The organism is Mycobacterium sp. SA01 (genome assembly GCF_041287105.1).
GTDB lineage: Bacteria > Actinomycetota > Actinomycetes > Mycobacteriales > Mycobacteriaceae > Mycobacterium.
In genome coordinates this window covers 97,614-120,884 of record NZ_JBGGNO010000017.1, presented here as the reverse complement: position 1 = coordinate 120,884, position 23,271 = coordinate 97,614, and the positions used below count along the sequence as shown (strand labels likewise).

General features: G+C 67.7%; 22 protein-coding genes. 9 read left to right on the top strand and 13 right to left on the bottom strand.

What is annotated here, in order from left to right:
• Positions 1–1,332, bottom strand: coding sequence for an aspartate aminotransferase family protein (locus AB4879_RS10660; RefSeq protein ID WP_370507562.1), 1,332 nt, complete (start codon positions 1,330–1,332; stop codon positions 1–3).
• A 37-nt stretch (positions 1,333–1,369) separates the two neighbouring features.
• A complete protein-coding gene (locus AB4879_RS10655) occupies positions 1,370–2,944 on the bottom strand; it encodes an APC family permease (protein ID WP_102808762.1) in 1,575 nt (524 codons plus the stop codon).
• Between the two features lie 280 nt (positions 2,945–3,224).
• Between AB4879_RS10655 and AB4879_RS10650 the strand changes: the two genes are divergently transcribed.
• The 4 genes from AB4879_RS10650 to AB4879_RS10635 are packed head-to-tail and all read left to right on the top strand — an operon-like array spanning position 3,225 to position 6,212.
• Complete coding sequence (locus AB4879_RS10650; protein ID WP_370507561.1) at positions 3,225–4,238, top strand: phosphotransferase enzyme family protein; 1,014 nt, start codon at positions 3,225–3,227, stop codon at positions 4,236–4,238.
• A gap of 26 nt (positions 4,239–4,264) precedes the next feature.
• On the top strand, positions 4,265–5,041 hold the full coding sequence (gene fabG, locus AB4879_RS10645; protein WP_102808760.1) for a 3-oxoacyl-ACP reductase FabG: 777 nt from the start codon (positions 4,265–4,267) through the stop codon (positions 5,039–5,041).
• Positions 5,042–5,045: 4 nt separating this feature from the next.
• A complete protein-coding gene (locus AB4879_RS10640) occupies positions 5,046–5,831 on the top strand; it encodes a GntR family transcriptional regulator (RefSeq protein ID WP_102808759.1) in 786 nt (261 codons plus the stop codon).
• A gap of 18 nt (positions 5,832–5,849) precedes the next feature.
• Positions 5,850–6,212: an FKBP-type peptidyl-prolyl cis-trans isomerase gene (locus AB4879_RS10635; RefSeq protein WP_102808758.1), complete on the top strand. Its 363-nt coding sequence runs from the start codon at positions 5,850–5,852 to the stop codon at positions 6,210–6,212.
• Here AB4879_RS10635 and AB4879_RS10630 read toward each other — a convergent pair.
• From AB4879_RS10630 to AB4879_RS10610, 5 genes are all read right to left on the bottom strand, one after another.
• Positions 6,187–6,882, bottom strand: coding sequence for a TetR/AcrR family transcriptional regulator (locus tag AB4879_RS10630; RefSeq protein ID WP_158249041.1), 696 nt, complete (start codon positions 6,880–6,882; stop codon positions 6,187–6,189). The two genes, AB4879_RS10635 and AB4879_RS10630, sit on opposite strands and share 26 nt — an antisense overlap.
• On the bottom strand, positions 6,879–7,598 hold the full coding sequence (locus tag AB4879_RS10625; RefSeq protein ID WP_370507560.1) for an SDR family NAD(P)-dependent oxidoreductase: 720 nt from the start codon (positions 7,596–7,598) through the stop codon (positions 6,879–6,881). The genes AB4879_RS10630 and AB4879_RS10625 overlap by 4 nt, the downstream gene beginning before the upstream one ends.
• The gene (locus AB4879_RS10620; protein ID WP_370507559.1) at positions 7,595–8,305 is read right to left on the bottom strand and encodes an SDR family NAD(P)-dependent oxidoreductase; all 711 of its coding nucleotides are present in this window, start codon (positions 8,303–8,305) and stop codon (positions 7,595–7,597) included. Before AB4879_RS10620 ends, AB4879_RS10625 begins: the two co-directional genes overlap by 4 nt.
• A gap of 1 nt (position 8,306) precedes the next feature.
• Positions 8,307–9,140 carry a creatininase gene (locus AB4879_RS10615; protein WP_370507558.1) on the bottom strand — a complete coding sequence of 278 codons (834 nt, stop codon included), beginning with the start codon at positions 9,138–9,140 and terminating at the stop codon, positions 8,307–8,309.
• A gap of 106 nt (positions 9,141–9,246) precedes the next feature.
• The gene (locus AB4879_RS10610) at positions 9,247–10,218 is read right to left on the bottom strand and encodes a D-2-hydroxyacid dehydrogenase (RefSeq protein WP_370507557.1); all 972 of its coding nucleotides are present in this window, start codon (positions 10,216–10,218) and stop codon (positions 9,247–9,249) included.
• A gap of 78 nt (positions 10,219–10,296) precedes the next feature.
• Between AB4879_RS10610 and AB4879_RS10605 the strand changes: the two genes are divergently transcribed.
• The gene (locus AB4879_RS10605) at positions 10,297–11,043 is read left to right on the top strand and encodes a class II aldolase/adducin family protein (RefSeq protein WP_370507556.1); all 747 of its coding nucleotides are present in this window, start codon (positions 10,297–10,299) and stop codon (positions 11,041–11,043) included.
• Between the two features lie 3 nt (positions 11,044–11,046).
• On the opposite strand, the gene speB (AB4879_RS10600) is transcribed toward AB4879_RS10605, so the two are convergent.
• Genes speB (AB4879_RS10600) through AB4879_RS10585 form a run of 4 tightly spaced genes read right to left on the bottom strand, consistent with a single transcriptional unit; the run spans position 11,047 to position 15,272 of the window.
• Positions 11,047–11,997, bottom strand: coding sequence for an agmatinase (speB, locus tag AB4879_RS10600; protein ID WP_102808753.1), 951 nt, complete (start codon positions 11,995–11,997; stop codon positions 11,047–11,049).
• The gene (gene speB / locus AB4879_RS10595) at positions 11,997–13,091 is read right to left on the bottom strand and encodes an agmatinase (RefSeq protein WP_102808752.1); all 1,095 of its coding nucleotides are present in this window, start codon (positions 13,089–13,091) and stop codon (positions 11,997–11,999) included. The genes speB (AB4879_RS10600) and speB (AB4879_RS10595) overlap by 1 nt, the downstream gene beginning before the upstream one ends.
• 19 nt (positions 13,092–13,110) lie before the next feature.
• A complete protein-coding gene (locus AB4879_RS10590; protein WP_102808751.1) occupies positions 13,111–13,713 on the bottom strand; it encodes a TetR/AcrR family transcriptional regulator in 603 nt (200 codons plus the stop codon).
• The gene (locus AB4879_RS10585; RefSeq protein ID WP_370507555.1) at positions 13,710–15,272 is read right to left on the bottom strand and encodes an ABC transporter substrate-binding protein; all 1,563 of its coding nucleotides are present in this window, start codon (positions 15,270–15,272) and stop codon (positions 13,710–13,712) included. Before AB4879_RS10585 ends, AB4879_RS10590 begins: the two co-directional genes overlap by 4 nt.
• Positions 15,273–15,425: 153 nt before the next feature.
• On the opposite strand from AB4879_RS10585, the gene AB4879_RS10580 reads away from it, so the two are divergent.
• Positions 15,426–16,220, top strand: a complete 795-nt coding sequence (locus AB4879_RS10580; RefSeq protein ID WP_370507554.1) for an SDR family NAD(P)-dependent oxidoreductase — start codon at positions 15,426–15,428, stop codon at positions 16,218–16,220.
• On the opposite strand, the gene AB4879_RS10575 is transcribed toward AB4879_RS10580, so the two are convergent.
• Positions 16,217–17,554 (bottom strand): HAMP domain-containing sensor histidine kinase, encoded by a 1,338-nt coding sequence (locus AB4879_RS10575; protein ID WP_102808748.1) that lies wholly within the window; start codon positions 17,552–17,554, stop codon positions 16,217–16,219. The genes AB4879_RS10580 and AB4879_RS10575 overlap by 4 nt on opposite strands.
• Positions 17,555–17,561: 7 nt before the next feature.
• Entirely contained in the window at positions 17,562–18,263 is a 702-nt protein-coding gene (locus AB4879_RS10570) for a response regulator transcription factor (protein WP_036341235.1), read from the bottom strand.
• Between the two features lie 220 nt (positions 18,264–18,483).
• On the opposite strand from AB4879_RS10570, the gene AB4879_RS10565 reads away from it, so the two are divergent.
• Genes AB4879_RS10565 through AB4879_RS10555 form a run of 3 tightly spaced genes read left to right on the top strand, consistent with a single transcriptional unit; the run spans position 18,484 to position 23,239 of the window.
• The gene (locus AB4879_RS10565) at positions 18,484–20,421 is read left to right on the top strand and encodes an ABC transporter ATP-binding protein (protein WP_370507553.1); all 1,938 of its coding nucleotides are present in this window, start codon (positions 18,484–18,486) and stop codon (positions 20,419–20,421) included.
• Positions 20,418–22,235, top strand: a complete 1,818-nt coding sequence (locus tag AB4879_RS10560) for an ABC transporter ATP-binding protein (protein ID WP_370507552.1) — start codon at positions 20,418–20,420, stop codon at positions 22,233–22,235. Before AB4879_RS10565 ends, AB4879_RS10560 begins: the two co-directional genes overlap by 4 nt.
• Positions 22,232–23,239 (top strand): alpha/beta hydrolase, encoded by a 1,008-nt coding sequence (locus AB4879_RS10555; RefSeq protein ID WP_370507551.1) that lies wholly within the window; start codon positions 22,232–22,234, stop codon positions 23,237–23,239. Before AB4879_RS10560 ends, AB4879_RS10555 begins: the two co-directional genes overlap by 4 nt.
• The last annotated feature ends 32 nt before the right edge of the window (positions 23,240–23,271 follow it).

Below are 23,271 nucleotides of genomic sequence, written 5' to 3'. Positions count from 1 at the left end.
TCAGAACGGCGAAGCGAGGGCACCGGCGAACTCGGTGCAGAACCAGTCCACATCGGTGCTCGAGAACACCATCGGCGGACGGATCTTCAGCACGTTCCCGTCGCGCCCACACACCGAGATCAGCACCCGCCGCTCGCGCATGGCGTTGACCAATGCCCGCGCGCCGGCCCGGTCGGGTGCGCCGGTCTCGTCGATCATCTCGACTCCGACGTACAGCCCGGTGCCGCGGACGTCGCCGATGCGCGGATGATCGGCGCCCAGGCGCGTCAACTCGGTGCGCAGTTGCGTGCCGACTTCGGCGGCGTTGCGCATCAGCTTCTCGTCCTCGATGACGTCCAGGACGGCGGCCGCCGCGGCCACCGTCACGGGATTGCCGCCGAAGGTGTTGAAGTACGGGACCTCGCGGGCGAAGGCGTCGAGCACCTCCGAGCGAGCCGCCATCGCCGCGATCGGCATGCCGTTGCCCATCGGCTTGCCCATCGTGACCAGGTCCGGCACGACGCCGTGGCGCATGAAGCCCCACATCGCGTCACCGGTGCGGCCGAAGCCGGGCTGCACCTCATCGGCGATGAATACGCCGCCGGCGCGATGCACCGCCGCCACCGCGGGCGCCAGCACCGAGGGGTCCGGGTAGATGCCGTCGGAGGAGAAGATCGTGTCGACGATCAGGGCGGAGAACCCTGCGCCGCTGGCGACCAGCTTGTCGATGGCGGTGACGACGTCGGCGGTGAACCGGTCGGCGAGTTCGTCCGCGGGCAGCCGGTAGCTGTCCGGTGGCGGGACCGTGCGGACGTGCTCACCGAGCACGGTGGCCCCGCCGATGGACGGCGAGATCGCCGTGACGGCGGCGGTGTTGCCGTGATAGGCGTCGGTGGTCACGATGACACCCTTTGCGCCGGTGTACATTTCGGCGACGCGCAGGGCCAGGTCGTTGACCTCGGAGCCGGTACAGGCGTACATCACCTGGTCGATCTCGTGGGGTCCCTCGGACCGCAGAGTGTCCAGCAGGCGCTGGCTGTAGTCGACGATGCCGCCGTGCAGATAGCGGGTGTGGGTGTTGAGGGTGGACAGCTGGCGGGTGACGGCCTCCACCACATGCGGGTGGCAGTGCCCGACGCTGGCGACGTTGTTGTAGGCGTCCAGGTAGCAGGCGCCGTCGGAGTCGTAGAGCCGGGTGCCCTCACCGCGGACCAGGTGCACCGGGCGTTGGTAGAACAGCCGGTAGGCCGGGCCCAGGATGCGGTCACGGGCCGCGATCAACGATTCGGTGGCGGGATCGACCGGATGGTCCGCCGAGTAGCTGTTGGAATCCATGATGTTGGAAAAGCTCATAGCGCTACTTTCTCGTTGTCGCGGCCCGTGACTGCACTCACTGGCGCTCGTGCGCCTCTTCGAGCACTGTCCGGCCGAGCTCCGAATAGCGCTGCGGCGATGTGTATTTCAGCACCACCGCCAGCACGATGCCACCGATGCCGACGACACCCACCACGTAGGGGATGATCTCGAACACCCAGTCGCTGGACGCCGTGCCGGCCGCGAATGATGCGTTCTTGGCCAGCAGGTAGATCACGTAGAGCATGCCCAGGCCGCCGAGCAGGGGAGCCAGGAACGTCCGGAACCAGTTGGCTGTCTCCGGATGGTTCTTGCCGACGTGGAAGTAGGCGATCACCGAGAAGGCGGCCAGCGCCTGGACGATCATGATCGCGGTGGTGCCGAGCAGAGCCATCAACCCGTACAGACCGGTGTACGGATCACGGCCGGTGAGCGCGAAGAACAGCACGACGACGGTCGCGAAGATGGTCTGGACCAGCCCGGCGATATGCGGCGATCCGTGCGTCGGGTGGGTGGCGCCCAGTGTCTTGCGCATGCCCGGGATGACGTTCTCGCGACCGATCGCGTAGATGTAGCGGGCAGCGCAGTTGTGGAATGCCATGCCGCAGGCGAACGAACCGGTCATCAACAGGATCTTGAACAGGTCGACAGCCCAGGTGCCCAGGTGCGCACCGACCGGCCCGAAGAAGATGTCACCGGCGGTCGCCGAATCCTGCGCCAGCGCAATGGCGTTCTGCGGACCGGTGCCCACGATCGCCAGCCAGGAGATGAGGACGTAGAACACGCCGATCCCGACCACCGAGCTGATCACCGCGATCGGGATGATCTTCTTCGGGTTCTTGGACTCCTCGCCGTACATCGCACTGGACTCGAAGCCGACCCAGGACCAGAACGCGAAGAACAGGCCGATGCCTGCCGAGCCGGCCACCGTGAGCATGCTGCCGTCGGCTCCGGCCACCGAGCCGCTCAGGTTCTGAAAAGCGTTGAGCGGGTTGAGCGATCCCCATGACCAGCCCTGCGGGCCGCCACCGGTGAACAGCACCGAGAGTGCCATCAACGACAGCATGACGATCTCGGTGATCAGGAAGACCCCGAGCACCCTGGCGGCGACGTTGATGTCGAAGTAGGTCAGGACCAGATTGACCACCAGCATGCCGATGGCGAACACGATCCACGGGATGTTCACGTGGAACAGTGAATTGAAGGTGTCGTTGCCGAAGAAGGCGAAGATACCGATCAGCGACGCTTCGAACACCATGTAGGCCATGGCGGTCAGGAAGCCTGCGCCCAACCCGACGATCCGGCCCAGCCCGTGTGAGATGTAGCCGTAGAAGGCGCCGGTTGCGGTGATGTGCTTGCTCATCGCGGCATACCCGATCGCGAACAACGTCAGCACGATCGTGGCGACGAAGTAGCCGGCCGGGGCATAGGCGCCGTTACCGAATCCGACCGCGATCGGCACGTTGCCCACCATGGCGGTGATCGGCGCGGCGGTCGCGACGGCCATGAACAGGACGCCGATCAGACCGACCGCGTTGGGCTTGAGCCGCTGGACGGTTTCGGATTTGGCTTCGCTTCCGGCCGGGGCCGGCGGATCGATGGTGTCGCTCATTGTGTGGATTCCCATCTCGACTGTGACTGGGGTCGTGCCATTTATTTGGTCTGGTATTTCCCGGTTGCAACTGAGGCCGGGGGGTGATGACGATGTCGGCACGGCTTTGTGGTGCGACGACGACATTGTTACCCCCGCCAGATGACCTGGTCAACAGGAACTTACGGGCAATACGCAAGTGATGTTTCCTGTGTGTTTCCCAAAACCCTGCCACGAAACAAGGACGTTAAATATGCGGATTTGGTCTGCTCGACCCCCCGTTATGGTCCACACTGGTGCCATGCCGGGACTGCCGCCGACTCATGAGTTCTTCGCGCGTGCAGCACTGCCCGCTTACGGTCGCGCAGACACCACGCCGCTGCGGCTGCTCAGCCTGTCCGAGAACGCCACCTACCTGGTCGAGGACGACGAGCCGATCGTCTTGCGGGTACACCGGCCGGGCTATCACTCGCTGGAGGCGATCCGCTCCGAGCTGGCATGGATGCAGGCTCTGCGCCGGGAGACGTCGGTGCTGACGCCGGAGCTGATCGCCGCCCGCGACGGAACCGACGTCGTGGCCGCCGAGGTCGACGGCGATGTCCTGCACGTCGACGCCGTGACCTTTGTCGCGGGCTGTACTGCGGAGGACGATCCCGACGTCATCGGCTTCGAGCAGCTCGGCAGGCTCACCGCCGTCATGCACGAGCACGCCAGGAACTGGACGTTCCCCCACTCGTTCACCCGGTTCCGCTGGGACCTCGACACCATTCTCGGTCCGGACGCCCGATGGGGTAATTGGCGTCTGGCGCCCGGCCTCACCGACGATGACCGGGCTGTGATCCAGCGCGCCGCCGACGACATCGCGGCAAAGCTCACCGATTTCGGTTCGGCGCCCGACCGATTCGGACTTGTTCACGCCGATCTGCGGTTGGCCAATCTGATGGTCGATCCGACCGATGCGAGCGCAGGCATCACGGTGATCGACTTCGACGACTGCGGGTGGTCGTGGTACCTGGCCGATCTGGGCGCCGCGGTGTCGTTCATCGAGGACACCCCGGCGGGTGAGCGGATCATCGCCGAGTGGCTCACCGGCTACTTCGAAGCCGGATCGCTGCCTGCCGACCACTTGGCGCTCGTTCCCACGTTCGTGATGCTGCGCCGGATCAACCTGACCGCCTGGATCGCCTCGCACGCCGACGCCGATGCGGCGGCTGAGCTCGGCGACGACTTCGCCCCCAACACCGCCCGGCTGGCGCAACGGTATCTGGAGGACCGCACCTGGTTGCAGGATGCGATCTTCGGATCCCGGGTTTGAAACCCTTTCTAGGCAAGGAGATACGCGTGTTTGATCTGCAGTCGACGTCCGTGGTGGTCACCGGTGGCAGCAAGGGCATCGGGCGCGGCATCGCCTCGGTGTTCGCCACGGCAGGCGCCGATGTCGCGATCGCCGCGCGTTCGACCACCGAACTGGACTCGGCGGTCGCGGAGTTGGACGCGCTGGGCAGCGGAAAGGTGTTGGGAATCCAGACCGATGTCACCGATCCGGTGGCGTGCGCTGACCTGGCCGCCTCGGTCATCGACGCATTCGGCGGCATCGACGTCGTCTGCGCCAACGCCGGGATCTTCCCCGAGGCGCCGTTGGCCACGATGACGCCGGCCCAACTGACCGAGGTCCTCGACATCAACGTCAAGGGCAATGTCTTCACCGTGCAGGCCTGCCTGGACGCCCTGATCGCCTCCGGACGCGGTCGGGTGATTCTGACATCGTCGATCACCGGTCCGATCACCGGCTTTCCGGGATGGTCGCACTATGGGGCGTCGAAGGCCGCTCAGCTCGGCTTCATGCGCACTGCCGCAATCGAATTGGCGCCGCACGGGATCACCGTCAATGCCGTGCTGCCGGGCAACATCTTCACCGAGGGTCTGGCGGACATGGGCGAGGACTACATCGCCGGGATGACCAAGGCGATCCCGGCGGGGGCCCTGGGCACGCCGGAGGACATCGGCCATCTGGCCGCCTTCCTGGCCACCGTGGAGGCCGGTTACATCACCGGTCAGGCGATCGCCGTGGACGGCGGTCAGGTTCTGCCCGAATCGCCGGATGCCCTGAACAGCTAGTCCGATGGAGGAGTCGGAGGGGGGCCCGATCGCGGAGGATGTGCGACGGCGCATCCTGTCGATGCTCGCCCAGGGCACCCTGCGGCCCGGCTCCCGGCTGGGCACCGAACGCGAGATGGCCGATCGCTTCGAGGTGTCCCGCTCCACGCTGCGCAGCGCGCTGCTGCCGTTGAGCCGTGCCGGGGTGCTGGAACGGCGGACCGGGCGCAACGGCGGAACGTTCGTGCGCGCCGACGTCGTGCAACGCAACGCCGCCGAGCTGGCGGGCCTGCCCGCGCGGTTGCGCAGCGGCGGGCACACCAGTGCGACCCGGGTGCTGGCCACCGACCGCAGGCCGCCCACTGCCGCCGAGGCCACCGCGCTGGAAATCGGGCCCGGCGAAGACGTTTTCGCGATCCGGCGGCTCCGCTTCGCCGACGGGGTGCCGCTGTCGGTGGACTTCTCGTGCTTCGTCGCCGAGCACGTGATCGATCTGCTGGAGCAGCCGCTCGGCGGCTCGCTGTACGAGTTGTTCGCCGTTCGCTACGGCCTGGTACCCGCGACGTCCAGCGAGACCATCGAGGTGGTCAGCGCCAGCCCGCGCGAAGCGGACTGGCTCGGCATCGCGCACCGGCGACCGCTGGTGGCGATCACCCGGATCACCCGGGACGCCGCCGACCGGCCGTTCGAATACGCCTATGACCTGTTCCGCGCCGACCGGGTGCGGTTGACGGCCACGACGTCGACGGTCACCGCGCGGGAGCGTCGCGGTACGGACGGGCGGGTGGAACGCTCGGTCAGCAGCGCGTGAGCGACTACTGTGTGAGCGGTGACGAGCAAACCCGAGATCGAATTCCCCGACGGCCCGGCGCCCACCGAACTGGTCATCAAGGATCTGGTGGTCGGCGACGGCGATGAGGCCAAGGCCGGCGCCGTCGTCGATGTCCACTATGTCGGGGTCGAGTACGACACCGGTGCCGAGTTCGACAGTTCGTGGAACCGCGGGGAGTCCATCTCGTTCCCGCTGCGCGGGCTGATCCAGGGCTGGCAGGACGGCATCCCCGGCATGAAGGTGGGCGGCCGCCGTCAGCTGACGATCCCGCCCGAGCAGGCCTACGGCCCGGCCGGCGGCGGACACCAATTGTCCGGCAAGACGCTCATTTTCGTCATCGACCTGCTGGCCACCCGCTAGCCGCATACCCGGCGTCGTCGGCGTCGTCTGCCCGCGCTCGAAGGGCGGGCAGCGTCGATGGGTCGCGCAGCAGGCCGCGCACCAGCAGGGCGGCCAGTTCCTCGGCGATGTGCTCACGCGAGTAGTTCGGGTGCCGGAACGGGCTGGTGCCGTCGGGTGCGTGGGCCGCGGAGTTCCGGTAGCGGCGCTGCACACCCTCTTCGGCGGCGCAGATGTTGAGTGCGGCGAATTCCGGGTCGCAGTCGATGAATTCGCCGCAGGCGATGCCCTCGCCGATGAGCGTGGCCATCTGCTCGTGCAGCTCCGCGGTGTCGGCCCAGAACTCGGCGAATACCTCGGGCTGCGCTTCGGCGAGCACCTCGACCTCGCAGATGTCGACCGCTGCCGAACACAGCTCGCCGATGTCCAATCGCAGCAGGCGCAACAGCCGCACCGCGGGTGAGCCCGTCGCAGCCACCATCTGCCGGGCGAAGTCCAGCGAGACCCGGTTGAGGGCGAGCAGGCCCAGCAGGATGTCTTCCTTCTGCCGGAACCAGTAATACAGCGACGACTGCCCGAGTCCGCAGGCGCGGGCGATCTCGGTCATCGTGGTGTTGAGATACCCGCGCTCGGCGAACAGCCGGGCCGCGACGACGAGAATGTCGCCTCGCCGGTCGAATTCGCTTCTCACGACATCAACATCCCCCCGTTGATCTGTACGCACTCGCCGGTGAACGATCGCGTGCCGGCCAGGAAGCGCACCACGTCGGCCACCTCGCCGGGCTGGATCAGCCGTCCGATCGGCATGTCGGCGCTGTACTCGCGGTGCATCTGCGGCAGGCTGACCCCGCGAAACTCGGCGTCGCGCTGAAGTTGTTCGGTGTCGGTGGGGCCCGGGGCGACCGCGTTGACCCGCACGTCCGGGGCCAGTTCGCGGGCCAGCGAACGGGTCATCCCGAGCAGGCCGGCTTTACTGGCCGCGTAGGCGCTGAAGCCCGGTTCGCCGCGCAGCCCGGAGATGCTGCACATGTTCACCACCTGCCCGCCGGCCTCTCGCAGCGCCGGCGCCGCGGCCTGGGTCAGCCACAGCGGCGAGGACAGGTTCACCTCGATATCGCGCCACCACAGCTCCATCGTGGCGGGAGTCGGTTCGACGACCGTCATCGTGGCGGCGTTGTTCACCAGCAGGTCGAGCCGGCCGAATCCGGCGATGACGGCGTCCACCAGTGCGTGGCATGCGGCCCGGCCGCGCAGATCGACGGGGATTGTCGTTGCGGCGCCGGGGATCTCGCCGGTATCGGGGAGGTCCGTGGCGACGACGGTCCAGCCCGCGTCGGCCAGCGCCGCCACGATCGCGCGGCCGATTCCGCCCGCGGCACCGGTCACCAATGCAATCTGCCCGCTCACTGGATCACCACGCCGCCGTTGGGCGAGATCACCTGGCCGGTCAGCCAGGTCCACTCGGCGACGTCGACGATCGCGCGGGCCAGTTCGTCGGGCGTGCCGAATCGGTTGAGCGCGATGCTGTTCCGGTAGTCCTCGCCTCGCCACCGCTCGGTGAGCATCGCGGTGTCGGTGGGACCCGGGCACACGATGTTGACGCGCACCTGATCCGGGCCGTACTCGCGGGCGATCGAGCGAACCAGCCCGATCATGGCCGACTTCGCCGTCACGTACGGCACATGGTTCTCGTCGCCGAGCAGGGCCAGCTCCGAGGAGATCCCGACTATGGAGCCCCGTCGTCGCGCCCGCATCCGTGGCCCGACGGTCGCGATCACATTGGCGCAGCCGCCGAGCATCACCTCGAGGCTGCGGTGCCACAGGTCTTCGGTGACCTCCGCCAGCGGGACGTCGACGTCGAAACCCGCGCAGGCCACCGCGACGTCGATCGGGCCGAGATCAGACTCGACCGCGCAGACGAGTGCCTCGACGGCCCCGATGTCGGCGACGTCGGCCTCGTAGGCGATGCCGCCGATGTCGCCGGCGACCTGTTCGGCCTGGGCCGCGGAACCGAGATGGTCGATGGCCACCCGGTATCCGCGCGCGGCGAGCAGATACGCCGTGGCCCGGCCCATCCCGGTGGCGCCGCCGGTGACCAGGGCTGTGCCTGTCATGTCAGCTGTCCCGGTCGGCGGTCAGCAGCATCGCGTCGCGCTCGATCGGCTCGAACTCGGCGTCCAGGATGGACACGATGTGGTCGACGATCCGCTCGGCCAGCAACTCACCCTTGGCGGCAGTGGCCTGGGTCGCCGACGCGAGCACCCCGGTGGCGGTCGACATCGACTCCTCGATCGGCAGGACGTCCCACGGCACGTTTCTGGCCGGTGCGTCGTCGACGATGCGATCCATTCGCACGGTGGCGGGTCGGAGGTATTCGAACAGGGACGTCTCGATCACCGCGGCGTGTTCGAGCGCGAGGCCGGGAAAGCCGTCGGGGAACAGCACACCCAGGTCGGCCGCCCCGAACTCGGGCATCGCGTTCTCGACGACGACGATCTTCACGCCGGGGGAGCGGCCTGACACCAGGTAGGCCGGTTCGTAGACGAAGTTCGTGTTCTCGAAGTGCCAGTTGTACAACATGATTCGGCGGAATCCGGTGCGGATCAACTCGTCGAGCAGGTCTTCGATCATCGCGATGAAGGTGGTGGCGCGCAACGACAGCGTGCCGGGGAACTGCTGCCCGCCGCCGCTGGCCGGCCGGGACCGGTAGCCGAGCCGCAGTGCCGGGCCCACCACGAACGGACGTTTGGCCGCCGCCAGCCGAAGCAGCGTCTGTGGGATCACCCAGTCCGCGCTCACCGGCAGGTGCGGCCCGTGTTGTTCGGTGGAACCCACCGCGATGACGACCGGCGCGTCGGCGGCAGCGGCTGCCGCGATCTCGGGCCAGGTCATCCACTCGTATTCGGTGGTGCCCGCGCCGATGACGGGTCGCATCAGGTCGTCGATCATCGCTCACCTTTATTCATTCGGAGACGGACAATTGATAACACGACGGAGCGATACCGGCTGTTTCGATACATTATCGAAACAGCGGATTATCCCATCCGAAACACCGTCAGCCCCGCACGTATCCGACGCCCGGATCGACGATGTTGCGCAGCTCCTCGCCGCGCAGCCAGCGCCCGAGGTTGTCGACGAACACGTCCATCATGTCGATCTCGAACCCCACGTAATCGCCGGACATGTGGGGTGACACCAGGACGCCGGGCATCGACCACAGCGGCGAGTCCGCGGGCAGCGGCTCGACCTCGAACACGTCGAGCGCGGCCCCGGCGATGGCGCCCGTCCGCAACGCCTCGACGAGCTCGGCCTCGACCACGGTGGGTCCCCGCCCGACGTTGACCACGAAGCCGGCCGGCCCCAGCGCGGCCAGCACCTCCGCGTCGATCAGCCCGGTGGTGGCCGCGGTCAGCGGCACCGCGGCGACCAGGATGTCGACGTCGGCCGCCACCGCGCTCAGGTCGCCGGATCCGCGGATCGCGCCGAAGCGCGGGTCCTCACCCGAGGTGCGGCCGACCAGTGTCACCTCAACATCGAGCCTGCTCAGACGGTCGGCGATGGCTCGCCCGATCGAACCGCTGCCGATGACGGCGGCTCGCTTGCCGGCCAGCCGGCCGGTGGTGCGGTAGTGCCAGGTGTGCTCGCGCTGCAGCGCGAGCGTGTGCGGAAGGCCTTTGACGAAGCTGAGCACGGCGGCGAGCACCCACTCGGCAATCGAGGTGTCGAAGACGCCGCGCGAGCTGGTCAGCGTGACCTGGCTCTGGGCGAGCTCAGGGCAGATCAGCCGGTTGACCCCCACCGACGCGGCGTGCACCCAGCGCAGCCGGTCGGCGCCGCGCAACACCGGCGCCAGATCGGCGAAGCGGTGGTCCCACACGTACAGCACGTCGGCATCGGCGAGCTGTTCTGTAGTGGGTGTCCCGTGCACCTCGACGACGTCGACGTCGGGCGGGATCAGGGCGAGCGGCGGGGGTGGCAGCTCGGGGTCGGGTTCGGCGATGACCAGGACCAGCGGACGGCTCGACACACTCTGCTCCGTTCGGCTCACCGCGACGCCGGCGAACAATTTCGATATCGTATTTGGACACCATTGAACAGGACCATCGTGACTGACCCGAGCGATTTTCTCGACCCGTACGCCGGCGAACCGGTGATCACCGATCCCGTCGAATTGCGCGAGCACCGCAAGCGGCGTCTGGCGCTGGCGTACCGGGTGTTCGGCGCCATGGGCTGGGGTTCGCTGGGCGACGGCCACATCTCGGCTCGCGACCCGGAGCAGCCCGAGTCTTTCTGGCTCGGCCGCTACGGGGTGCCGTTCCGGTTCATGACCCCCGACGATCTGGTGCTGGTGCACGCCGACGGGACGGTCGACGGGGGCCAGATCAATGTGGCCGCCTACTACATCCACGCCCCGCTGCACGAGGCCCGCCCCGACGTCGTTGCCGCCGCGCATTGCCACACCCCTTACGGCACACCATTTTCCGCGGAAGTCACCAAGCTGACCCCGATCTCGCAGGAAGCCTGTGCGTTCTTCGACGATCACGAGATCTTCGACGACGAGGAGGTCAACATCGGCTCGACCGACGGGGGCAAGCGCATCGCCGCTGCCATCGGCGGCGCCCGGGCGGCGATTCTGCGCAACCACGGACTGCTGACCGTCGGCGGCAGCGTCGATGCGGCGGTCGGGTACTTCCTGATGATGGAGCGCAGCGCTGAGGTTCAGGTGAAGGCGCGCGACGCCAAGCCGATCGGGGCCGAGGCCGCCCGGCGGGTGCACGACATGTTCGACGAGGTCGCTGCCTGGCAGGTATTCCAGTGGGCGCAAAGAACTTACGTTCCAGACTTTGTTTGACGCTCAGCTGTTGGCGACGATCAGACTCAACAGATCGAAGACCACCGTCGCGGCGGCGATCGAGGTGATCTCGGCGTGGTCGTAGGCGGGTGCGACTTCCACGACATCCGCCCCGACCACGTTGATCCCGTTGAGACGGCGCAGCATTCGCAGGAGTTCGCGGGAGGTCAGCCCGCCGGATTCGGGAGTGCCGGTGCCGGGCGCGAAGGCGGGATCGAGGACATCGATGTCGATCGACAGGTACACCGGCAGGTCGTCGACACGCCGGGCGACGACGTCGACGGCAGTCTCGACGCCCATCACGTCGAGGTCGCCGGCCCGGATGATCCGGAATCCCATCCGGGCGTCGTCCTCGAGGTCCATCCGGTCATAGATCGGGCCGCGGATGCCGACGTGGATCGAGTGGTCCTCGATGAGCAGGCCCTCCTCGAACGCCCGGCGGAACGGGGTGCCGTGGGTGACCGGCGCCTTGAAGTAGGTGTCCCAGGTGTCGAGGTGGGCGTCGAAATGCACGAGTGCCAGCGGCCCGTGGACGGCGTGCAGCGCGCGAAGATTCGGCAGTGCGACGGTGTGGTCACCGCCGATCGCGACGAACCTGCGCTCCCGCCGGCCGATGATGTCGCGCATACCGTTCTCGATCTGCGTGCAGGCTTCCGCGATGTCGAACGGCGTGATCGTCACGTCTCCGGCGTCGACGATCTGCACCTCTTCCAGCGGGGCGACACCGAATTCGACGTGATAGCCGGGACGCAGGGTACGCGCCGCCTGGCGCACCGCCATCGGGCCGAACCGCGCCCCCGGCCGGTAGGAGGTGCCGCCGTCGAACGGCAGACCCACCACCGCGATGTCGTAGTCGGCCACCTCGCGGATGTCGGCGATCCGCGCGAAGGTGCCCTTGCCCGCGTAGCGGGGGACCTGGGTCGACGGCGTGGCGCCGACGGGTGTCTCGGACATCAGTGGTGGTGATGTGGTCGGGCCCCGCCGTCACCGCGGCGGCGAGCTTGCTCGCCCTCGGTGATCAGCCGGAGCTGTTCGTCCGCCTCGCGTCCGGCGAGCAGCGGTTGCATCGGATCCCAGGTGGTGCCGCTCGCCTTGTCCTTGCGGCGGCGGGCGATCGCGGAGATGACCTCCAGGACAACACGATTGCCGAGCAATGCGGTGATGTCGGCGTGGTCGTAGGGTGGCGCCACCTCCACCACGTCCACCCCGACGACGGGCAACTCGTAGCAGATGCGCCGAACGGCGTCGAGTAGTTCGCGGGCCGAGAAGCCGCCAGGCTCAGGTGTCCCCGTACCGGGGGCGTGGCCGGGATCGCACACGTCGATGTCGACGGAGATGAACACGCCCTCGCAGTCGGTGGTGGCGATCTCGAACGCCTCGGTCAGGCAGGGCTCCAGGCCCCGGGCGACGATCTCGGTCATCTCATAGGACCGCAGGCCGTTCGCGGCCATCCACTGCAGTACGGGCTCGTCTGGCCAGTATCCGCGCAATCCCAGCTGCAGGAACCGATCTCCCCGCAGCGCGCCGGATTCGATGAGCCTGCGCATCGGGGTGCCGTGGCCGACGAGAGAGCCGTTGAGAATGTCGCCGGTGTCGGCATGGGCGTCGAAATGGATCATCGAGACGTTGCCGAACCCGTAGTGGCGCGCGACCCCGGTATGGTCGGGCCAGGCGATGGTGTGGTCACCGCCGAGGACGATCGGAATCGCGCCTGCGGCGGTGATCTTGTAGACGTCCTCCTCGATCATCTTCACGGCCTGCTCGATGTCGCCGCTGTAGAGCATCACGTCGCCTGCGTCGTAGACGCGCAGGTCTTTGAGGCCGTCGACGCGCAGCGCGAGGCTGGGCCGGGAGCCGTCCTGCGGCAGGTAACACGCCTGGCGCAGCGCTGACGGGCCGAACCGGGCGCCGGAGCGGTAGCTGGTGCCGCCGTCCAGTGGGGCGCCGAGGATGACGATATCGGCGTCGGCATAACTGGATTCGTCGGTGAGGTCGCATCGGGGGACGCCGAGAAAGGTGATGTCCGGACCGAACAGGACGCCTGCCATAGGTGCTGCCTTTCGTTGCTCAGGTCTTGTGCAGTGCGATCACTGCAGTGAATACGTGGCGCAGGGTCGCCCGGATCCGGCGCTTGTCCACCGGGCCCAGCGGGCGGTAGAGGTTGTCGATCTCCAGGCCGGCCATCACCGCCATCACGGTGCGCGAGTCGAGTTCAGGTTGTCCCGAGCCGATGTCCCGGAAGAGCCTGCTGAGCGCGGGAATCATTGCCGCGTACCAGGCTTCGAACATCGGGCGCAGGCGCTCGTCGCGGCTGGCCTCGGTGACCAGTTCGTAGCGGGTGACGATCGCCCCGGGTGGCGAACTGAACCCGTCGATGATCATGTCGGCGACCAGATCGGCGAGCCGCTCGGCGGGCATGGACGGCTCGAGCCGCTCCGCGGTGGCGACGACCCGGTCGATCTCGCGGTCCGACAACTGGGCGAACGCCTGCGCGATCAGGTCGGACTTGTCGTCGAAGTAGTAGCTCAGCGCGCCCAGCGGGATCTGGGCCTGGTTGGCCACCAGGCGCATCGAGAGCCCGGCCAGGCCGACCTGTGCCATCACTTCGATTGCGGCGTCGATGATCTCGGTTCGGCGCGCCGCACCGCGAGCGGTGGTGCCAGCCGTCATCCCTGGTGCTTGAGGGTGGAGAAGTCGGTGTCCCACATCCAGGCCGGCTGGCTCTGCCACCCGGAGTAACCCTTGCGGGCGGCCACCGTGTTGTGCAGATCGGTCAGGTTGATCCAGCACAGCGAGTCGCGGTAGGCCTTGGCTGCCTCGACATACAGCGCCTGTGATTTCGCCGGGTCGGGTTCGGCGCTACCGGCGTCGAGGAGCTTGTCGGCCTCCGGCACCGAACAGCCCTGGATGTTCACCGGCGCGTTGGTGTACTGGTAGATGCGCGAGAAGGTATCGGGGTGCGCGGCATCAGGATTCCACGACTCCGCGAACAGGTCAGGGCGCTGGTCCGGGTTTTGGGGCAGTGCGAACAGCTGTGCCGACGGGAAGTCGCGGACCGTCGCCTTGAAGCCCGCGGTCTGCAGGATCACCTGGGTCTGGTTGGCCAGGTCCTGCAGGCTGCTGTCGCCGGACGGATAGCCGATCGAGACGTCACCGCCATTCTTGCCGAGTGCGGCCAGCTTCGACGGGTCGTAGACGTGCGTGTCGGGCACTGCCCCGTCCGGCATCATCCCGGTCGGGTAGAACTGCGTGGACGGCGATCCCTGCGCACCGAAAACCTGTGTGGTCAAGGCATTCTGGTCGAGTGCGGCGGACAGTGCCGCTCGGGCGTCCTTCGAGGCGAAGACCGCCGACGCCGGATTCACCATGACCATGGTCTTGATCAGCGCATTCTGCTGCAGCACCTCGGTGTCGGGACCGGTGGCCAGGGCTTCGTAATCACCTTTGGACAGCCCGTGCAGGATCATGTCGAGCTCGCCGTTGCCGAGCTGGAGCCGCTGTACCGCGGAAGCGGTCACCACCGGCATCTGCACCGAGGTGATCTCCGGCGCCGGGCCCCAGTAGTTCTTGTTCGCGCTCATCGTGTAGTGGCTGGCCTGCACGGCGTCGGTCAGCTCGTAGGGGCCGGTCCCGGCGGTGTGCGAGGCCAGCCACGCCGAGGCATGATCGCCGCCGCTGGCGTGCTGCGCGACGGCGGTCGGGCTGGTCATCAATGGGCCGTACGGGGACGCGAGGTAATCCAGAAAGGGCGCAACGGGTTTGGTGAGGGTGACCACGAAGGTGTGCGGGTCCGGCGTCTGCATGTCCTTGACGTCGGCGAGCATGTAGGCCGGACCGGCGTTCATGTCGATCCGTCGCTGGAAGCTGGCTTTGGCGGCCGCGGAGTCGAACGGGGTGCCGTCGGCGAATTTGACGCCGTCGCGCAGGGTGAAGGTATACGTCAGGCCGTCCGGGGTGACGTCCCACTTGGTGGCCAGCAAGGGCTCGATCTTCGTCGTCCCGGGGGCGTACTGGAGCAGCCCCTGGTAGGTCGAGGTCATGATCAGCAAGCCCTCGGGCTGGTAGAACGTGTCGGGGTCCAGCGGCGGCGGGTCGGACATCAGCGGAGTGCGCACCGTCGACGCCTCGGCGGCAGTGTTGTTGGGGCTGTTGGTCTTTCCTGAGCATGCCGTCCCGGCGAACAGCAGCGCGACGAGCGCCAGCGGTGCGATTCCCGACGTGAGTTTCATCGGGCAAGTCTCAGGTCGGCTGATTTCGACTGTGTGACATGACGGTTACCACCTTGTACGAACGTCCAAGTTTTGGACGTTCGACCTAGAAACGTGCGCGGTGACGCCCTAGTGTCGGCGTCGTACAGCTGAACTACAGAGGGAGTAAGCGCAATGCCCGCTACGCCAAGCGCGTTCGATCTGAGCGGTCAGGTGGCTCTGGTCACCGGATCGAGCAGTGAGCTCGGTATCGGCTTCGCCTCGGCGCGGCTGCTGGGTCAACTGGGGGCGGCGGTGATGGTGACCGGTACCACGGATCGGGTGCACCAGCGAGCCGAGGAGCTCGCCGCCGAGGGTATCCGGGCGCAGGCCCACATCGCCGACCTGTTCGACCGCGATGCGGCGGACGGTCTGGTCGAGGCCACCGAAGTCGCGTTCGGCAAGCTCGACATCCTGGTGAACAACGCCGGTCTGGCCTCGGTGAACAGCCCCGAGGAGCCGAATTCGCTGATGGTGATGACCGACGAGGAATGGTCACTTGCCTTGCGGCGCAATCTCGACAGTGCGTTCTTCGTCACCCGGGCGGCCTTGCCCGGAATGGTCGAACGCGGCTACGGCCGGGTGGTCCATGTCGGTTCGACGGCCGGCGTGCTGACCGCCTACACCGGCGACGTCGGATATCACACCGCGAAAGCCGCGATGCTGGGGATGACACGTTCGATGAGTGTCGACTACGCCAAGAACGGCATCACCGCCAACCTCGTGCTGCCCGGGTGGATCGCGACGGCCGCCCAGCTGCCATCGGAGGTCGCCGCCGGGAACGCGACCCCGATCGGACGCTCGGCCAGCGCCGACGAGGTGGCGGCCGGCGTCGCCTTCCTGGCCACCCCCGGGGCGTCCTACGTCACCGGCACCACCCTGATCATCGACGGTGGCAACGCGATCTGCGGGGCCACCCCGGCGACCTAGGAGGGTGCGGGCAGCCGCAGCGTCAGGCGCGCACCGCCGAGCGGACTGTCATCCAACACGGCTGTGCCGCCATGGATTTCGGCTTGCTGTGCAACCAAGGCCAGGCCGAGTCCGGACCCGGAGTGCGACGCTGTCGACCCGCGGGCGAAGCGTTCGAACACCGCCGTGCGTTCCGCCTCCGGGAGGCCGGAACCGTTGTCGTCGATCGCGATGTCCACGCCGTCGCGCGAGCTGACCGCCGAGAGCTGCACCCGCGTCGCGCCACCGTGTTTGACCGCGTTCGCGATCGCGTTGTCCACCGCCAGGCGAAGGCCGGCGGGCAGGCCGATGATGATGCACGTCGGTGACGGCACCAGCGTCACCTCGAGGTCGGGGTACACCCGCATGGCGTCGTGTGCGGCGCGGTCGAGCAGCTCGGTGATGTCGACCGGGACCTGGTCGGCTTCGGTCGAAAGTTCGCCCTGGGCAAGGCGTTCCAGCGCACCGAGGGTCGCCTCGATCCGGGTCTGGGTACGCACGACATCGCTGAGCACTTCCTCGCGCTGCTCGTCGGTCATGTCCAGGGTGGCCAGCACCTCGAGGTTGGTGCGCATCGCGGTCAGGGGTGTCCGCAGCTCGTGGGCCGACACCGCGGCGAAGTCCCGCGCCGAGGCGAGCGCCGCCTGCGTCCGGTCCTGTTCGGTCCAGATCCGTTCCAGCAGACCCTTGATCGCCTCGCCGATCTCCACCGCCTCGGTGGCGCCGCCGATCTCGACGTCGGGTGCCTTATCGCCGGCCTGGATCTCCCGGGTCTGGGCGGCCAGCCGCCGCAGCGGCCGCACCGCGAAGGTCGCCAGTGCCCAGCCCAGCAGCGCTGCGGCGCAGACGGCGAACACACAGATGATCAGCACCCGGCGGTGCAGATTGTTGGTGTCGGCGATGGTGTCGTCGAAGGTGGCGCCCACCTCCAGGCTGGTGGCCTCCGGGTAGGAGAGTTCGACAGTGCGCACCCGGTAGCGCACCCCGTCGACCTCGGCGGTGCCGTAGTCGGAGTTCAGCCGCGGCAACACGACATCGGAGTTGGACCGGACCTGATCGCCGCGACGGACGGTGATCACCACGTCCTGGTCGTTGGGTGACGGCGGGATCTGGTCGAGGCCGCGGGGCACGAACGGGACGGCGAAGCCCGCCGCCTCGTCGAGTCGTCGGTCGAGTCGCTCCAGGCGGTCGTTGGTGATCCCGACCCAGACGATCGCGCCGACGATCGTGACGACGATCGCCGCACCGATCGCCGTCGCGAACGCGACCCGGGTGCGAAGCGATGGCGTGCGGCGGAAGATGCGCGGCAGCGTCACGAGCCGGTCACTGGGTGCGCAACACGAAACCGACGCCGCGCACGGTGTGCAGCAGTCGGGGTGCGCCGCCCGCCTCGAGCTTGCGGCGCAGGTAACCGATGAAGACGTCCACCACATTGGTGTCGGCGGCGAAGTCGTAGCCCCACACCAGCTCGAGCAGTTGCGCGCGGGACAGCACCGCGGTCTTGTGCTCGGCGAGGACGGCCAGCAGGTCGAACTCGCGCTTGGTGAGGTCGACGTCGACGCCGTTGACCCTGGCGCGCCGGCCGGGGATGTCGACTTCGAGCGGGCCCACCTGGATCGTCTCGGAGGAGAACGTGGCGGTGGCGCCCCGGCGGCGCAGCAGTGCCTTGACCCTGGCCACCAGCTCGGCCAGCACGAACGGCTTGACCAGGTAGTCGTCCGCGCCGGCCTCCAAGCCGGCGACCCGGTCGTCGACCGAGCTGCGGGCCGAGAGCACGCAGACCGGCACGTCGTTGTCCATCGCGCGCAGGGCGGTCACCACGCTCACACCGTCCAGTACCGGCATGTTGATGTCGAGGATGATCGCGTCCGGTTTGGTTTCGGTGGCCGAGCGAAGGGCTTCGGCGCCGTCGACGGCGGTGGAGACCTCGAATCCGGAGAGCCGCAGACCGCGGTCGAGCGAGGCGAGCACGTCGGGATCGTCGTCGACCACCAGTACTCGGGGTGCGGCTGAACTACTGTCCATGGGCACTATCTTGCCTGATCGACGCCCGTATCAGTGGGAGGCCGACGCGACACGGTGACCTGCGCCGGAAGGGTTTGACCTCAATCGTTGTTGAGGTTCTAGCGTTGAAAAATCACGTCCGATAACCAATTGCACTCCCATGGGATCATCGAATGCAGGGGAGTCATGTCGGATGTGCCGCATAAGTTCGGCGGTGATCGGTGTCAAGGGAAATGGTGGGGTGGACGAGGTGACTTCCGAAATCGTGTCCGAACCGGCCATCGCCGCGCCGCGCACGTCCGGGCGGTCCGCCTCCGATCTGTTCCGGTTGCTGCCATATCTGATGCCGTACCGCGCGCGGTGGATCGCGATGCTCGTCATCGCGATCAGCAGCCTGGCGGCCACCGTAGCGATCCCGTTGATGACCAAAGCGGTGATCGACGGACCGGTCCGCCACCAGGACCAGCGGGGACTGTGGGTGGTCGGCGCCGCCGCGATGGCGGTCGGCGTCACCGAGGCGGTGCTGTGGTTCATCCGCCGCTGGCTGGTCTCGCGGGCCACCATGGGTGTCGAGGCCGACATCCGCAAGGACCTCTACGCCCGGCTACAGATCCTGCCGATGTCGTTTCACGGCCGCTGGCAATCGGGCCAGCTGCTGTCGCGAATCATGAACGACCTGAACGTGATTCGACGGTTGCTGTCGTTCGGTCTGGTGTTCCTGATCCTCAACATCCTGCAGATCACCGTCGTCACCATCATCCTGCTGGCGATGTACTGGCCGCTCGGTGTCGTGGTGCTGGTCTCGATCGCGCCGATCACCCTGATCGTGCTGCACTTCGAGCGCACCTTCACCCAACTGGCCCGGCAAGCCCAGGACCAGGCCGGCCATGTCGCCACCCACGTCGAGGAGTCGGCGCTGGGGCTGCGCGCGGTGAAGTCCTTCGGTCGCGAGGACTACGTCTACGACCGCTTCGACGCCCAAGCCAGCACGCTGTACGACACCCAGATCCAGAAGGTCGCGGTGTCGGCGAAGTTCTGGACGTTGCTGGAGGTCATCCCCAACCTCACGTTGATCGTGGTGCTCGGCTTCGGCGCGTATGCCGCCGGGCACGGCCTGGTCACCATGGGCACGCTGGTCGCGTTCATCACGATGATGCTGTCGCTGGTGTGGCCGATCGCGTCGCTGGGTTTCCTGCTGTCGATGACGCAGGAGGCGATGACGGCGGCCAACCGGATCGCCGAGATCTTCGATGCACCCCGAGAGATCACCGACGGTCCCCGCACTCATCCGCCGCGCGGCGGGCGGTTGGAATTGGACGATGTGGGGTTTCGGTTCGCTGACAGTGACACGTTCGCACTGCGGCATGTCACCGTGACCGTCGAACCGGGGGAGACGCTGGCGCTCGTCGGCGCCACAGGTTCGGGCAAGTCGGTGCTGGCCGGCCTGCTGCCGCGGCTCTACGACGTCACCGAAGGTGCGATCCGCATCGACGGCACCGACATCCGGGAGCTGTCGCTGGACGCGCTGCGCACCACCGTCGCCACCGCGTTCGAGGATCCGACGCTGTTCTCCATGTCGGTTGCCGAGAATCTCAAGCTGGGCCGCCCGGACGCCACCGAGGACGAGCTGCGCAGCGCTGTCGAGATCGCCGCCGCGCAATTCGTCTACGACCTGCCGTACGGTCTGCAGACCCGGATCGGGGAACAGGGCATGAGCCTGTCCGGCGGTCAGCGGCAACGGCTTTCGCTGGCCCGCGCCATCCTGGCCGCACCACGGGTCCTGGTGCTCGACGACACGCTGTCCGCGCTCGACGTGCACACCGAGGCTGTGGTCACCGAGGCTCTCGGGCGGGTGCTGGCCGGTGTCACGGCCGTCGTGGTCGCGCACCGCGCCTCGACGGTCCTGCTGGCCGACAAGGTCGCGCTGCTCGACACCGTCGACGGCGCGGGCACGATCACGCATATCGGCACCCACGCGGAACTGCTCGCCACCGTTCCGCGCTACCGCTTCCTGCTCGCCGCCGACGACGAGCTCGACGACGGGAGCGAGGTGCGCTGCGACTGGGAGGACGACGACGAGCGCCACCGGCTGGATCACGCCTATGAGGAGGCGTGCGAGCAGCGGGGCGCCACCCGGCGTACGTCCGACTACCTGGCGTCGGAGGGCCGGCAGCGATGACCGCCACCGAATGGCGGGGGCGGCTCGACGAGGAACCCGACGACCTGCCGATCGACGAGGCCACGCCGCGTAAACGTGAGGCCCGTGCGCTGCTGGGCTCGTTGCTCGCGCCGTTCAAGGCGACGGTCGCGCTGCTCGCGCTCGTCGTCGTGGTGGAAAACGCTGCGCGGCTGTCGGTTCCGCTTCTGGTCCAGCGCGGTATCGATCACGCCATCCCGCCGCTGCTTGCCGGTGGTCCGGCGCGCGAACTGATCATCGTCGTCGCGGTGCTCTGCGGTGTGGTGTGCGTGCAGGCGATCAGCCGGATGACGTTCCTGAAGCGCTCCGGCCGCATCGGCCAGAGTGTGCTGCTGGAGGTGCGCCGCCGGGTGTTCCGGCACTTCCAGCGCCTCGACGTGGCCTTCCACGACCGCTACACCTCCGGCCGGGTGGTCAGCCGGTTGACCAACGATGTCGACGCCATCCAGGACATGCTGGAGACCGGCTTCGACAGCCTGATCACCGCGGTGTTGACGTTGTTCGGCACCGCGATCCTGCTGGTCACCCTCGACGTGAAGCTGGGCCTGATGTGCCTGGCCGCCTTCCCGATCCTCGTGGCGCTGGTGTGGTGGTTCTCGACCGAGTCGGCCAAGACCTATCGCCGCGTGCGGGAGAGCGCCGCGCTGGTGATCGTGCAGTTCGTCGAGACGATGACGGGCATCAAAGCGGTCCAGGCCTACCGGCGCGGGCCGCGCAATCAGGAGATCTTCGATGACGTCGCCGACCGGTACCGCTTCGACAACGAACGGACCTTCCGGCTGCTGGCGATCTTCATGCCCGCGGTCAAGCTGGTCGGCAACCTGACCACCGGCGTGGTGTTGCTCTACGGCGGCTACCGGGTGCTGCACGGCGAGATGACGATCGGCACCCTTGCGGCGTTCCTGCTGTACCTGCGGATGTTCTTCGAGCCGATGCAGGAGATCTCGCAGTTCTTCAACACCTTTCAGTCGGCGTCCAGTGCGTTGGAGAAACTTGCCGGCGTGCTGGCCGAGAAGCCCGCGATAGCCGACCCGCCGGAGCCGGTGCACCTCGACCGGATCAACGGCGAAATCGCCTTCCGCGACGTGCAATTCAACTATGTACCGGCCCGGCCGGTGCTGCCCGGGCTGTCGCTGGTCGTGCCGGCCGGGCAGACCGTCGCGCTGGTCGGCACCACCGGTGCGGGTAAGACCACGATCGCCAAGCTGATCGCCCGGTTCTACGACCCGACCTCGGGTGCGGTCACCCTCGACGGTGTCGATCTGCGGGACTTCGCGCAAAGCGACCTGCGCCGCCACGTCGTGATGGTGACCCAGGAGAACTTCCTGTTCTCCGGGACCGTCGCCGACAACATCCGGTTCGGCCGCCCGTCGGCGTCGGACGCCGAGGTGCACGCCGCCGCGGTCGCGGTCGGGGCCGACGAGTTCATCGACGCGCTGCCCGACGGCTACGACACCGACGTCGCCACCCGCGGGGGGCGGCTGTCGGCCGGGCAGCGGCAGCTGATCGCGTTCGCTCGGGCGTTCCTCGCCGACCCCGCGGTGCTGATCCTCGACGAGGCGACGTCGTCGCTGGACATCCCCAGCGAGCGGCTGGTCCAGCGCGCGCTGCGGACCGTGCTGGCCGACCGGACGGCGCTGATCATCGCCCACCGGTTGTCGACCGTCGAAATCGCCGACCGGGTGTTGGTGCTGGAGCACGGGCGCATCGTCGAGGACGGACCGCCCAGTGAGCTGATCGACGCGGAAGGCCGCTACGCCGCGTTGCACCGAGCCTGGCTGGAATCGCTGGCGTGATCGCCCGAACCGCCAGCACGCCGCGGCATACGACGCACTATCTCGAAAGTGGACCCGCCGACGGCCCGTTGATGATCTTCCTGCACGGCTGGCCGAGCATCGGGCTGATCTGGCACGCCCAACTGGACGCGTTCGCCGCTGACGGGTGGCGCTGCGTCGCCCCTGATCTGCGGGGCTACGGGGGCTCATCGGCGCCTGCGGCCACCGACGCCTATGCCATGGAAGAGATTGTTGCCGACATGGTGGAATTGCACGATCACCTCGGTGGTGACGCGGCGATCTGGGTCGGCCACGACTGGGGAAGCATCGTGGCGGGCGCGCTGACCGCGCACGAACCCGAGCGGAGCCGCGGAGTCGTGTTGACATCGTGGGCGTACTTCCCGGACGCGAACAGTCTGGCCACCCTGGTACCGCTCGTTGATCGGGAGATCTACCCGGTCGAGCAGTACCCCGACGGTCAATGGGACTACTACCGTTACTACACAACGCATTTCGAGGCGGCGGTCGCCGATCTGGACGCAGACCACGCGGCCACGTTGGCCTCGGTGTACCGGCGCGGCAGCCCTGACGCGATCGGAAAGGTTTCGCCGACGGCGGTGGTCACCCGTAACGGGGGACGTTTCGGGTCCGCGCACCGCGCCCCGCCGACGGCCGCCGACCCGGCGCTGTGGCCACCTGACGATTTCGACGTGCTGGTCCAGGCATTCGAAGCGCACGGGTTCCGCGGACCGTGCGCCTGGTACACCAACGACGAGGCCAACATCGCCTATGCCCGTAGGGCACCCGACGGCGGCCGACTGTCGCAACCGGTGCTGTTCGTCAACGGCGAGTGGGATCCCATCTGCAGCATCACCGGCAATCGCCAGGGCGACCCGATGCGGGCCGCGTGCTCGGACCTCACGGTGACGAATCTGACCGGCGGACACTGGCTGCCGGTGGAATGCAAGGACGAGCTCACCGAAACCATTCGGCCCTGGCTCCGGAGCAAGGATCTCGGACTCTAGCCTGATCACGCCCGCGCGCCGATACTCGACGG